The sequence below is a fragment of the Hymenobacter sp. IS2118 genome (genome assembly GCF_000715495.1).
Taxonomy (GTDB): Bacteria; Bacteroidota; Bacteroidia; order Cytophagales; family Hymenobacteraceae; genus Hymenobacter.
The window spans coordinates 21,799-34,987 of sequence record NZ_JNLX01000181.1 but is presented as its reverse complement, the minus strand read 5'-3'; the positions used below and the strand labels follow the sequence as shown (position 1 = coordinate 34,987).

General features: G+C 60.9%; 11 protein-coding genes. 6 read left to right on the top strand and 5 right to left on the bottom strand.

Annotated features, from left to right (window positions below; all coding sequences use genetic code 11):
* Positions 1-188: 188 nt before the first annotated feature.
* The gene (locus GM79_RS19125; protein ID WP_035567121.1) at positions 189-782 is read right to left on the bottom strand and encodes an HAD family hydrolase; all 594 of its coding nucleotides are present in this window, start codon (positions 780-782) and stop codon (positions 189-191) included.
* Positions 783-1,010: 228 nt separating this feature from the next.
* On the opposite strand from GM79_RS19125, the gene dnaK reads away from it, so the two are divergent.
* The 3 genes from dnaK (at position 1,011) to GM79_RS19110 (ending at position 4,499) form a co-directional block, all read left to right on the top strand.
* Positions 1,011-2,933, top strand: a complete 1,923-nt coding sequence (gene dnaK / locus GM79_RS19120; RefSeq protein ID WP_035567119.1) for a molecular chaperone DnaK — start codon at positions 1,011-1,013, stop codon at positions 2,931-2,933.
* A 97-nt stretch (positions 2,934-3,030) separates the two neighbouring features.
* Entirely contained in the window at positions 3,031-3,696 is a 666-nt protein-coding gene (locus GM79_RS19115) for a hypothetical protein (RefSeq protein ID WP_035567118.1), read from the top strand.
* 128 nt (positions 3,697-3,824) lie between these two features.
* Positions 3,825-4,499: a hypothetical protein gene (locus GM79_RS19110; RefSeq protein ID WP_035567116.1), complete on the top strand. Its 675-nt coding sequence runs from the start codon at positions 3,825-3,827 to the stop codon at positions 4,497-4,499.
* A 156-nt stretch (positions 4,500-4,655) separates the two neighbouring features.
* On the opposite strand, the gene GM79_RS19105 is transcribed toward GM79_RS19110, so the two are convergent.
* Both GM79_RS19105 and purE read right to left on the bottom strand, forming a co-directional pair.
* Positions 4,656-5,774 carry an endonuclease/exonuclease/phosphatase family protein gene (locus tag GM79_RS19105; RefSeq protein WP_072008671.1) on the bottom strand — a complete coding sequence of 373 codons (1,119 nt, stop codon included), beginning with the start codon at positions 5,772-5,774 and terminating at the stop codon, positions 4,656-4,658.
* 17 nt (positions 5,775-5,791) lie between these two features.
* Positions 5,792-6,364: a 5-(carboxyamino)imidazole ribonucleotide mutase gene (purE, locus tag GM79_RS19100; RefSeq protein ID WP_235184117.1), complete on the bottom strand. Its 573-nt coding sequence runs from the start codon at positions 6,362-6,364 to the stop codon at positions 5,792-5,794.
* 116 nt (positions 6,365-6,480) lie between these two features.
* On the opposite strand from purE, the gene GM79_RS19095 reads away from it, so the two are divergent.
* Positions 6,481-7,101: a MarC family protein gene (locus tag GM79_RS19095; RefSeq protein ID WP_035567114.1), complete on the top strand. Its 621-nt coding sequence runs from the start codon at positions 6,481-6,483 to the stop codon at positions 7,099-7,101.
* Positions 7,102-7,149: 48 nt separating this feature from the next.
* On the opposite strand, the gene GM79_RS19090 is transcribed toward GM79_RS19095, so the two are convergent.
* Together GM79_RS19090 and GM79_RS19085 are read right to left on the bottom strand one after the other, a co-directional pair.
* A complete protein-coding gene (locus tag GM79_RS19090; protein ID WP_035567134.1) occupies positions 7,150-7,827 on the bottom strand; it encodes a response regulator transcription factor in 678 nt (225 codons plus the stop codon).
* A gap of 79 nt (positions 7,828-7,906) precedes the next feature.
* Positions 7,907-9,379, bottom strand: a complete 1,473-nt coding sequence (locus GM79_RS19085) for a sensor histidine kinase (RefSeq protein WP_035567113.1) — start codon at positions 9,377-9,379, stop codon at positions 7,907-7,909.
* Between the two features lie 150 nt (positions 9,380-9,529).
* Between GM79_RS19085 and GM79_RS19080 the strand changes: the two genes are divergently transcribed.
* Both GM79_RS19080 and GM79_RS19075 read left to right on the top strand, forming a co-directional pair.
* Positions 9,530-10,333, top strand: coding sequence for a GLPGLI family protein (locus tag GM79_RS19080; protein ID WP_152560091.1), 804 nt, complete (start codon positions 9,530-9,532; stop codon positions 10,331-10,333).
* Positions 10,334-10,340: 7 nt separating this feature from the next.
* Entirely contained in the window at positions 10,341-13,142 is a 2,802-nt protein-coding gene (locus GM79_RS19075) for an outer membrane beta-barrel family protein (RefSeq protein WP_235184116.1), read from the top strand.
* The last annotated feature ends 47 nt before the right edge of the window (positions 13,143-13,189 follow it).

The following is a 13,189-nucleotide window of genomic DNA, read 5'->3' as shown; positions in this document are numbered from 1 at the left end:
GCCGGCGCACCGCCGGCTCCGGCAGTGCCCCGCCGCGGCAAGCAGGAGTTGTAGCGTCGGCCATCAAAGCTTGTCAGGATTTTACCGCCGTGAGCCACGAGCCCCACTGGAGGCGCTATCAGGCCGACTGGGAGCAGCAGACACGGACGTTTCTGATGCGCTAAGAAGCGGCACTATCACTTCTTCTGTTATTCCAAATTATCGCTAGGCAGAAACTTATGCTGCCATTGTCGCTTTTCGATGCTTCTTACATTCTGCGCATCGCGCAAGGAATGCAGATACTGAGCGAGAATCATTATTTCTTTATCGTCAGGATTACCCATAAATGGGTTGGGATAGATGGCATTTCCATAGCAATTGCGCACCTTTTCCGGCGTGTCGTCCACTATCAGAATCCTTGTTGCATCGTACCCAAGCCGTCGTACTTTTTTGAGCATCTTGGCATATTCGTAGTGGCTGGCCCCGTCCAGATTGTAATAGCCGTATTCGTCAATCTGCGGCAAAACCAGTGGCGTGCAGTGCGAGCGGCCCCACACGAATAACAGTTTTATCTCCGCTGGAAATATCTTCTCTACTACTTGTTGCACGTAGTCATCGCTGGCCGACGACCATACCGCCAAGTCGAAATTCTCCGCGCAAGCTTGAAGAAACTCATCCAAGCCCGGCCGCTTGTACACGTAATAGTGGTAGAGTTGAAACGCAAAATCGTCACCCCGTTTCGTGGCCGTAGCGTGAATGAGCGTTTCGTCAAGGTCCAGAATCAGCAGGATTTTACCTTCCATAACGGGCGACAAGATACTCTACCCCTTTTTTCCGCACTCTTGTCAGCAATACCGTACCCGTCCAAACCAAACCCGGCCACCCCGTCGTACAAACCGCCAGCACGGCCCGAAGCGGTGACAATCTGTCACCAAAAGCACGCTGGTACGTTGCTTGTAATCGTGGAGTAGCGGCGGCAACGCCTGCTTCAACCTGACATATTCCACTCTTACATAACCAACACACCCAACATGGGCAAAATAATCGGCATTGACCTCGGCACCACCAACTCGTGCGTAGCCGTGATGGAAGGCAACGAACCCGTTGTGATTCCCAACAGCGAAGGCCGCCGCACCACCCCCAGCATCGTCGCGTTTCTCGACGGGGGCAAGGGCGAGCGCAAAGTGGGCGACCCGGCCAAGCGCCAGGCCGTGACCAACCCAACCAACACAATTGCCAGCATCAAGCGGTTCATGGGCCGCCAGTTTTCGGAAGTATCCGCCGAAAGCAAGTATGTGGCCTATCAGCTCACGCCCGGCACCAACAATACGGTAGCCGTGAAAATCGGTGACCGCAACTACACCCCGCAGGAAATCTCGGCCATGGTGCTTCAGAAAATGAAGCAAACCGCAGAGGATTACCTTGGCCAGCCCGTAACCGAAGCCGTGATTACGGTGCCCGCTTACTTCAACGACGCCCAGCGCCAGGCCACCAAAGAAGCCGGCGCCATTGCCGGCCTCGACGTGAAGCGCATCATCAACGAGCCCACCGCGGCTGCTTTGGCTTACGGTCTCGATAAGAAGCACAAGGACCAGAAAATTGCCGTGTACGACCTCGGCGGCGGCACGTTCGACATCTCCATTCTGGAGCTGGGCGACGGCGTGTTTGAGGTGCTGAGCACCAACGGCGACACCCACTTGGGCGGCGACGACTTCGACCAGGTGATTATCAACTTCCTGGCCGACCAGTTTAAGTCGGACAACGAAGGCCTCGACCTGCGCAACGACCCGATGGCCCTCCAGCGCCTGAAGGAAGCCGCCGAAAAAGCCAAAGTAGAGCTGTCCAGTTCGACCGAAACCGAAATTAACCTGCCCTACATCACCGCTACGGCTTCGGGCCCCAAGCACCTGGTGGTGAAACTGAGCCGTGCCAAGTTTGAGCAGCTCGCCGATGACCTCGTGCGCCGCTCGATGGAGCCTGTGAAAAAGGCCCTGCAAGACGCTGGTTTGTCGACTTCGGACATTGACGAGGTGATTCTCGTGGGTGGCTCGACCCGCATTCCCCGCATTCAGGAGGAAGTGGAGAAGTTTTTCGGCAAGAAGCCTTCGAAAGGTGTGAACCCTGACGAAGTGGTAGCTATTGGCGCGGCCATTCAGGGCGGTGTACTCACCGGTGAGGTGAAAGATGTGCTGCTGCTCGACGTGACCCCGCTTTCGCTGGGCATTGAGACGATGGGCGGCGTGATGACCAAGCTCATCGAGTCGAACACGACGATTCCGACCAAGAAATCGGAGACGTTCTCGACGGCTTCGGACTCGCAGCCCTCGGTAGAAATCCACGTATTGCAGGGCGAGCGCCCGCTGGCCAGCCAGAACCGCACCATTGGCAAGTTTCACCTCGACAGTATTCCGCCCGCGCCCCGTGGCGTGCCACAGATTGAGGTAATCTTCGACATCGACGCCAACGGCATCCTGAACGTGACGGCCAAAGACAAAGGCACCGGCAAGGAGCAGAAAATCCGCATCGAAGCCAGCTCCGGTTTGAGCGAGGACGACATCAAGCGCATGCGCGATGAAGCCGCCGCCAACGCTGATTCGGACAAAGCTGAAACCGAGCGTATCGGCAAGGTGAACGCCGCTGACTCGATGATTTTCCAGACCGAGAAGCAGCTGAAAGAGTACGGCGACAAGCTGAGCGGTGGCAACAAAACCGCCGTTGAAGGCGCGTTGGCCGACCTCAAAGCCGCGCACGAATCGAAGGATATTGCCCGCATCGACACTGCCATGGAGGCCATCAACGCCGCCTGGCAGGCCGCCTCGCAGGAGATGTACGCCGAAGGCGGCCAGCCCGGCGCCGACGGCCAGCCGCAAGGCGACAATGGCCAGGGCCAGCCCGCCGGCGACCAGGTGACCGACGTGGACTACGAAGAAGTAGACGGCAAAGAGGCTAAGTAAGCCCTCATTTGCCATGGAAAGGCCGGAGGCGTAAGCTTCCGGCCTTTTTTTGTCGCCTTAATTTGCACTCTTCGCCCGCTGATTTCTACCGCCCGATATGTTTGAGTTTTTACGTTACCAAACCTTTCCTTCCGAACAGGCGGCCCAGCCGTTTCTGGAGTTGCTGCGGCAGCACGAAGTGCCTTTTGAAACCAGTGTGGACACCGGCCAGCCGGAGTTTGACCCGACGATGGCCTTCAACCGCCCGTATGCCACCTTCGTCGTGAGCCTGCACGGGCCCGATTTTGAGTGGGTACGACGCCTGGAAGAAGATGCCCACCGCGAGGCGTTGGCCACGCTCAGCCCCGACCATTACCTGTTCGGCTTTACCGATGTGGAACTGTTCAACATCCTGACCAACCCTTTGGAATGGAGCAGCCTGGACGTGATTCTGGCCGGGCAGCTGCTCCGGCAGCGCGGGCGCGACGTGTCGGCCGATGCCATTCGGCTGCTGCGGGAACACCGCCTGGCGGCCGATGCCCAGCCCGAACGCAGTAGCAAGGGGCGCATTATCTGGGGCTACCTGCTGGCTTTGCTGGGTGGCGTAATCGGCATTTTCATCGGCTGGGAGCTGCACGCCAGCAAGCGCACCCTTTCCGATGGGCGGCAGGTGCCGGCGTATCCGGCGGCTGAGCGGGCGCATGGGCTGCGCATCATGGTGCTGGGCATCATTAGCTTCGTGTGCTGGTTTGCCGTGCGCGTCTGGGTAGTACCTTCCCGTTGAACCAGGGCCTGTCTTTTCAGTAATCCCCGGAATAAGGTCATGGTTTCGTCCTTCGCGCCTCACTTCGCGTAAGCACGCCTTAACTCGTGCGTAACATCTATTTTTAGCTTTTTATTACCCGCTTTTATATGAAAACCCTAACACGCTACTTCCCCGCGCACATTTTGGCACTCGGCGCGCTACTCGTTGGCACCACACAATGCAGTCTGAGCGAGCAAGTAAAAGAGTCGCCCAGCTCCAAGAAAAGCAACCTCTCGGTCGAGGCGCAGGAAAACCAGGCCTACGATAAAATTCAGTACCGCCTGAATTTTATGGACGAAGCCGAGTTGGGCGGGCAGGACATTCTGTTCGTGCGTCAGGCTTCGGACCTGACTTCGGACCAGCAGGCGAAGCTGCAAACGGCCCTAGAAGCCAATGCCTTGCCCCTGAAGCTGCGCATGCGCGTGTACGCCCGCAATCCCAGCCCGATTAACCTGCAAGTTAAACAGTTGGATTATACGCTATTGCTAGATGGCAAGGAGCTTACCAGCGGCGTCACGGGCACCAGCGCCTTGCTGGAATCCAGCGCCATCGTCACCCTGCCCATCGAAGTCGACCTGAACGTGTCGCCCAGCCTGGTGGCGGGCAGCACGCCCGCCGCTTTCGCCGCGGGCCTCACGGATTTCACCGGGGCCGGGCGGCGCCTCACCATGCGCATCCGGCCCACGTATGTGAACGCCGTGGGCCGGGTCACGCAGTCCACCACTTTCACGCCCGTTGAGTTGGTTACGGCCAAGCGAGCAGCGGGCTCCAGCCGGCGCTAGCGCCCGAACAAAGCAGCCCGTACTCCCGGCGCAACGGCCGCTTCAGCAACGCGCCTCAAAAAACAAGCCCTTAAATAAGCCCCTGGCATTTGGCCGGTTGGTGCTTATTTAAGGGCTTGTTTTTGGTCAGGGAAAAGCTACCGGCTATTTCCGGCGTTAGTCCGGGTCGTTGACTTCGGCTATGCCTTCCACAATTTTTTCCTCGGCTTCTTCGTGGTCGTCGGCATCAGCTTGTTCCAGCTCTTTTTCCTGCTCGTGCCAGCCGTCGGGCTCGTAGCTCAGGCGAATGTAGATGGGGTAGTGGTCGGAGCCGATGTGAGCAAGCCGTTCCAACCGCTGCAAGCGGAAGTGTGAAGAGTGAAAAACGTGGTCCAGGGGCCAGCGCAACAGCTTGTGGTCGGCGTGGAAAGTGGGCAGCAGGCCGCGTCCGATGCGCGGGTCGAGCAGGCGCGAGATGCGACGGAACAGCTCCGATGTGTGGGACCAGGCCACGTCGTTGAGGTCGCCGGCCACGATGGTCGGGCGGGCGTCCTGGCGGTGAATGACCTTGCCCACCACCAGCAATTCCGCGTCGCGCGGGGCGCTGCTCTTGGATTCCTGGGGCGCGGGGGGTTTGGGGTGCAGGAAGTGAAGATTCACGGACACGCCGCTGGGCAGCACCACGCAGCCGTGGAAGGAAGGCACGTCGTTATCCAGAATATAACGAATCTGAGGCTCGCGCAGCGGCAGCCGCGAAAACACCAGCATGCCGTACGTATTGGGCAGCGGGGCGTGGCAGGTGTAAGGGTAGTCTTTTTCGATGCGTTCGAGCTGGCTCAACCACCAGTCGTCGGTTTCCAGGGCCAGTAGCATATCGGGGCGCAGGCGGTTGATGTGGCCCAGCAGCCGCGAGGCGTCGCGGTTGTACATCAGCACGTTGGCCACCATCATGCTGATGTGGTTGGCGTCGTCGTCGTCGGGGCGGGTGGCCGGGGCTACCTGCAGGCTGTGCAGCGGCGTATAGGGCCAGATTCGAGCGGCCTGGTAAAGCAGGGCCAGGCCCAAGCTAGCCGCAAAAGCCCAGTGCCCCCAACTGGAGGTGCCGGGCAAGGCCAGCTCGGCAACCAGGCTGAATGCCAGTCCAGCCACAATCTGGAGGCGCGGAAAGTCGCACGCCCGAATCCACCACGCGGTTTGGCGCAGTATCGGAAGCAGGGTTGCCACCAATGCCACCGCCCCCACCACCCACACTATCCAGTGGCCAATGGTGAGTAGCAAAGCTGTAAAATCAGTCATTGAAGCGCAGCAAAAAGTTAAACATCGTCCTGAAAACCGCCCTTGCGCAACTCCTCAATGGTGCGCATCACCCGGTCCTTGAGCGTGGTTCGGTATTTCTCTAACGCGTCGGCCAGGCGGGCGTTGTTGATTGCCAGCATCTGGGTGGCCAGCACAGCGGCATTGGCCGCGCTGTCGACGCCGACCGTGGCCACGGGCACGCCATTGGGCATCTGTATCATGCTCAGAATCGAATCGAGCCCCTGAATGGAGAGCGTGCTGTTGATGGGCACCCCAATAACGGGCAGCGTGGTGAAAGCCGCCACCATGCCGGGCAGGTGGGCCGCCCCACCCCCGCCGGCAATTAGCACCCGCAGGCCGCGCTTGCGGGCATTTTCGGCGTATTCCACCATGCGGTGCGGCGTACGGTGCGGCGATACGAGCGTTATTTCGAAGGGAATGTTGAACTGACGGAGCATGTCGGAGGCGGCCGACATGATGCGCAAATCCGATTTTGACCCCATAATGATGCCAACCAGGGGCGTTTCGAGCGCGGGGCGGTCATCGTCGGGCATTGAAGAAGAGCCCGTTGCGGAAGAATCAGGAATCATAAGGTGCAAAGCGGAGAAGGACGGGAATTGCCACGGAGCAGGATTGAATGCCGCCGTTGGGTTGGCAAAATACGGGTTTTCCCTCCACCCCGCGCCTTTCCATACCTTTGCGCGCCATGGAAATTCTGCTCGCCACCTTCACCACCCTCTTTTCCATCGTCAATCCGTTTGGGGCGATGCCGGTTTTTCTCACCCTCACCGCCGACGACCGGCCATCGGAACGGGCCAAAACGGCCCTGCGGGCGTGCATTTACATGGTGTGCATCCTGAGCGTGGCTTTTTTTGGCGGGCAGTACATTCTCAACTTTTTTGGCATCAGCATTCAACACCTGCGCATCGCGGGCGGCATCCTGCTCATGCGCTCGGCCTTCGAGCTGCTCACGCCCGGCGCCAACCGCGACCGGGTGGGCCCCGAAGCCCTCGAAGCCAGCAAGCAGAAGGACGACATCAGTTTCACACCGCTGGCCATGCCCATGCTTTCCGGGCCGGGTTCCATGGCCATCTGCATCGGCCTGATTCGCCCCACTTACGTGGATAAGGCCATGACCGTGGCCGGGTTTGCCCTGGTGGCGGTAGCGGCTTTCCTTATTCTGCTGTTCTCGCTGCGGCTCACGCGCTTGCTCGGCAAGCCGGGTATGGCAGCTATGGCGCGCATCATTGGCTTTATTACTTTGGCCATCGGGGTCAATTTCCTGGCTTCAGCCATCGGGGTACTGTTCCCAGGCCTCACGCGGTAATTGTCAGTTGTCGGTCAAAAAATTCACTGACAACGAACAACTGACAAACTAAAAAACAAGCTTATAGCCGATGCCGCGGATGTTCACGATTTGTACCTGCGGGTCCTCTTTGAGGCAGCGGCGGAGGCGGGTGATGAATACGTCGAGGCTGCGGCCGTTAAAAAACGAGTCGTTGCCCCACAGCTCGCGCAGCACGGCGGTTCGCGCCAATACCTGGTTGCGCTGGTCGTAGAGGCATTTTAACAGCTCCGCTTCGCGGTTGGTGAGGGCTTCCTCCTGGGCGCCGAGGCGCAGCTTTTGCTTGGGGTAGTCGAACCGGTAGCGGCCGATGGCAAGCGGACCGCTGGGCGCGGGCGCGACGGCAGGCAGGCGCGAAAGCTGGGCTTTGATGCGCACAATCAGCTCGTCCATGCTGAATGGCTTTTTCAGGTAGTCGTTGCCGCCCAGCTCGAAGCCGCGCACCACGTCGGCCGGCTGCGAGCGGGCCGTGAGGAAGAGGATGGGCACCGTGCCGTTTTGCTGGCGGATTTGCTCGGCCAGCGAAAAGCCGTCGAGTTTGGGCATCATCACATCGGCCACCACAATGTCGGGGCACTGCTGCCGGAACAGGTGTAATCCGGCTTCGCCATCGGCCGCGTACTGCACGGTGAAACCACGGCTTTCCAAGCTGTCTTTCACAATGAGCCCGAGCGAGGGTTCGTCTTCGATGAGTAGAATGGTGGGCATGTTTTGGCGTTTTTTTAGGCCCTGGTGCAACAGTAAATGCACATCGAAAGCTTGCAGCTTAAAGCTTGTGGCGGATTACCTAAGGCTGCGGAATCCAGAGCGAGAACTCACTGCCCCGGCCCCGGTCGCTGTGCACGACAATGTGCCCGCCGTGGCGCTCCACCACCTGCCGCACGTAGTACAAGCCCAGGCCAAAACCTTTGACGTTGTGCAGGTTGCCGGTGGGCACCCGAAAAAACTGGTCAAAAATGGCTTCCTGGTAGCCGGGCTCAATGCCGGGTCCGTTGTCGGCCACGCTCAGGTGCCAGCCGGTGGCTTCCTGCCGCCCTCGGATGGTGATGGTGACGACCTCGCGGGAGTATTTGATGGCGTTGTCGATGAGGTTGTTGATGACGTTGCCCATGTGCAGCGGGTCGAACAGTACCGAGGCAGTCGGAGCCACTTCCACGTCAAACTTCACGGGCTTGGCGGCCTGCAGCTGGTGACGCGCCACCAGCTCGGCAACCAGGTCGGCGGGCCGCACCAGCTCGGGGGCCAGCTCCAGCGGCTGCCGCTCGTCGATGGCAATGTTGAGCACCTTTTCTACCAGGTCGGAGAGACGCTGGAGTTCGGTGCGCGAAATACTAAGGTAGGCCTGGGTTTTAGCCGGGTCATTTAAGGCTCCGAAATTTTGCAGCGCCTCTACCGCGGCCGACACCGTGGCCAGGGGCGTTTTGAGCTCGTGCGTCATGTTGTTGATGAAGTCATTCTTGACGTCGGACAGCTTTTTCTGCTTCAGAATGGTGCTCAGCATGAGCCAGAAGCAGCCCGTGGTGAGGGCCAGCAGCAGCACCGAGCCCGCCAACAGCCCGCCCATTTGCCGCAGAATGTAGAACGTGGGCGGCTGAAAGGCCGCCCGCACGTACAACTCCCGGAGCGGATTGAGTAGCACCGGCGGCGTTTGCAGGCTGAACCCGGCGCGCGCCGGCGCCCGGCCAACGGAGGGACGCCGGGCCATGCTGAAGGTATCGAGCACTACGGCGGCGTCCACCTCGCGCAGGCGCAGCTCGCGGTGATAGTTCGCTGCCAGCTGCGGCAGGTTGACCGGCTGGCTGCCCCAGTTGCTAATCAGCAGCTTGGATAGGCGACGGGCGGCCGTCGAAACGTTTTTCTGCACACTATCCGGATTGCGCCCCCCGTTGGTAGTGATGCGGATAACGACCCCCTTGGGAGTGGTATCGGCCTGTACTTCCCGGACCCTGGCTCGTAGCTGCGACACCTCCCGGCGGGCGGTGTCGTGCCGCCGGACCACGATGCGGTCAAACTGGCCGTTTTCGGTTATGTTCTGCAACACAAAGAGCTTGTCCCTGGCCCCCGGCGTTTGGTCGATGGTTTGCCGGGCAATGCCCAGTTGATGGTTTTGGACCACGCTGGCCAGGGCTTCGCGAGCCGTGCGGGCAAACTGGCTGGCCGTGAGCTGATAGGTATTGTATAGCCAGTAACCCTGGAAGCCGTTGATGCCCACCATGCACACCACCATCAACCAGAAAATGGAGCGAATGCGACGTTTCATGAGGAATGCAACCGGGATAGCCCGGCCAAACAAAAGTACGGGCCCAGGCCACTGCTTTTGCCGCGTTAACACTATTTAACACAGTATAACAATACTTTACAATGAAATACCGGTGCTTTGCAGCGTTCCATTCACCTACTCACCAACCCCATGAAGAACGCTGCAAAAAACCTGATGCGCTCATTTGCGGTGGGCCTGCTGGCCGCCACCGCCGCCGTGGCCCAAACCAGCGGCCGCATCAGCTACGAAGCCACCCTGCGCACCGACTTGAGCAAAGTGCAACTTGTCATAAACGGCCAAACGGTAAAGCCGGGCAGCCCCGATTTCCCCACCGACATTCCGGAATCGCGCAGCTTCGGTATGACGCTCCTTTTTGCCGACGGCTACGCCAAAGAGCAGCGCGAAGGCGGGGCCATGGTCATGCGAACCGTGGAAGGCGGTTCCGGCGCGGCGCCGCAGGTTACGAGCTTGGCCCGGCCCATCGAAGAAACCCTTTTCCTCGACTTGGCCAACCGCAGCAGCACCACGGTGCTCACGGTGAAGCAAGACAACGCCGCCACCGCCTACCGCACCGACGCGCCCATTGCCCCACCCGCCAACTGGACGGTTACTGGTCAAACCAAAAAAATAGCCGGCTACACCTGCCGCAAAGCCACGGTGCCTTACAAGAAGGAAACTTACACGGTCTGGTTCACCACCGACTTGCCCTTTACCTACTCCCCGGTGCGCGACCTCACGCCCGAACGCGGCGTGGTGCTGGCCCTGGAAAGCGAGCAGGAGCAGTTTCGCGCCACCAAAGTAACCCTGCAAGCCGTGCCCGCAGCCGAGGTTCAGCCCAGCACCGCGGCCCAAAAAGTAACCGCGGCCGAGCTGAAAGACGTGCGTGAAAAAGCCCTGGCCGACTTCCGTCAGAAGCTGGTAGAAGGCGCTGGCCTGCGCCTCAACCGCAACTAGCCCGGCCGTGCGCTTCTTTTTAATGCTGAGCTTGCTGCTCGGTCTGGCCCCGGCCGGCCGGGCGCAGGCCCCTCCCCCACCGGGCCAGGGCACGGTGCGCGGCAGCCTCACCGATTCGACTACCGGCAAGGCCGTGCGCGAAGCTTCCGTCACGCTGATGATGGGCCGGGATTCGAGCTACATTATGTTTGGTATAACGGACGGCGACGGGCGCTTTTCCCTCCGCAACGTGCCCGTGGGCAAGTACGTGGTGCTCATCAATGCCCTGGGCTACCGCGCCCGCCGGCTGCCGGTGGCCGTGACGGCCACCGCCCTCACTCCCGACGTGGGCACCGTGCGCCTCGGCCCGCTCAGCCAGCAGCTGGGCGAAGTGGTGGTGACTCAGGAGCGCGCCCCGGTGCGTGTGAGCGGCGACACGCTGGATTTCAACGCCAAAGCCTTCCGAACCCAGCCCAATGCTGCCGTGGAAGCCCTGCTGAAAAAGCTGCCCGGCGTGGAAGTAGACCGCGACGGCAGCATCCGGGCGCAGGGCCAGGCCGTGACCCGCGTGCTGGTCGATGGCAAGCCCTTCTTCGGCGACGACCCCAAAATGGCCACCCGCAACCTACCCGCCGACATCATCGACCGCGTGCAGCTCTACGACCAGCAGAGCGACCAATCGGCTTTTTCCGGCATCGACGACGGCAACCGCCAGCGCACCCTGAACCTCGTGACCAAGCGCGATAAGCGCAAGGGCTACTTTGGTACCAACGGCGTGGGCGCGGGCACTGAGGGCCGCTACCAGGCCCGGCTGGGCCTGAACCGCTTCAACAACGGCCGTCAGATTTCGCTGCTGGCCCAGGCCAACAACCTCAACCAGCAGGGATTTGCCGACAATGGCGGGCCTTCCGGCGGCGATTTTGGGCCGGGCGTGGGCGGGCCAGGCGGCGGCGGGCGCATCCAGATACAGAGCGGCGGGCGGCAAAATACGCCGGGGGCTAACAGCCCGCCCACCAGCATCACCGAATCGGGCGCGGTGGGCCTGAACTACCGTGACGCCTGGGGCAAGCGCGCCGAAGTGGCCACCAGCTACCTCGCCAGCCGCGCCACCGTGGCAACGGACCAGCAGCTACGGCGCGAAAACGTGGCCGGCATCGCCGGCCAGGGCGGCGATACCGGCCCCTCCCTCCTCACCAACCAAACCGTGCGCACGCGCAGCAGCACTACCAGCCACCGCTTCAACCTGCGCTTCGACTACACGCTCGATTCGCTCACTTCGCTCCGGCTCACGCCCTACATTAATTGGCAAACCCACGACCTGGCCCGCCAGAACCAGCAGCAGTCCAGCGCCGGCACCCAGCTGCTCAACCAGGGCCAAAACAGGTATGAGGGCACCACCCGCAACCCCAGCGGCGGCGGCAATGCGCTGCTCATGCGCCGGTTTGCGCGGCTGGGCCGCACGTTTTCGGCCAACCTCACTTCTACCCTGAGCAGCCAGGACGGCAGCGCCGTGAACCGCGCCACCAACACGTTTTTCGACGCCAGTGGTACGCCCACCACCCAGGAGCTGAACCAGCGCATCGAACAGGACACCCCGGTGCGCAACCACACCCTGAGCCTGTCCTACACCGAGCCGCTGTCGTTGCGCAACAAGCTGGAGGCGCATTATTCCTTCACCGATGCGCGCAACAACGGCCGGCGGCTGACCACTGATTTCGACGAAACCAGCGGGCAGTACGACGTGCTGAACCCCGGCCTCAGCAACGAGTTCACCAGCCTGTTCCGGGCCAACCGGGCCGGCCTCACGCTGCAAAAGCGCCGCCTGCGCTACACCATCGGTGTGGGGCTGGATGCGCAGCAGGCCGACCTGCAGGTGCGCAACCTCACGGCCGATACTACCATCCGGCGCCGCTTCACCAGCCTGCTGCCCAATGCCTTGTTCAGCTACACCGGCACCAACAACCGCTCGCTGCGGCTCAGCTACCGCACGCGGCTGAACGCGCCCACCGCCACCCAATTGCAGCCCGTGCGCGACAATTCCAGCCCGTTGAGCATTCAAACCGGCAACCCGCGCCTGCGCCCGGAATACGCGCAGTCGCTGGTGGCCAGCTACTCGCAGTTCGACGCGGCCACCAACCGCAGCGTGTTTGGCCTGCTGAATGGCAGCCGGGTGGACGACCGCATTGTGGCGGCCACGGACTTCAACGCCCGCGGCGTGCAAACCACCCGCCCCGTGAATGCCGATGGATTCTACAGCCTCACCGGCTTCCTGTCGCTCGGCCAGCGCCTGGCCCCCCACAAAATCAACCTTAATCTGACCACCAACGCTGGCTTCGTAAAAACCCCTAGCTTCATAAATGGCTTGCCCAACACCGGCCGCACCTGGAGCCTGGGCCAGGGCGCCAGCATTAATTCAGCCTTCAACGACAAACTGGAGTTCGGCCTCAGCAGCAACCTGATGTACCAAAACGCCACTTACTCGCGCCTGCCTGAGCAAAACGCCACCTTTTGGACCCAAACCGTAACGGCCGACGTGTTTTACCAATTGCCCGCCCGCTTCGTGCTCACATCCGACGGCTGGTTCAGCCGCAACACCGGCCGCGCCGCTGGCTTCAACCAGCGCGTGGTGCTCTGGAATGTGGGCCTGGCCCGGCAGCTCTTCGCCCACAAGCAAGGCGAGTTCAAGCTGCAAGCCTACGACGTGCTGAACCAGAACCGCAGCGTGGTACGCAACACCACCGAAACCTACGTGGAAGACGTACGGAGCCGCGTTTTGCAGCAGTATTTCCTGCTGAGCTTTACGTATAACCTGCGGCAGTTCGGGAAGTAGTTAGCGTTAAAAGGTGTGCGAATTCCGCTCCCTTGGGGCGTACCTTT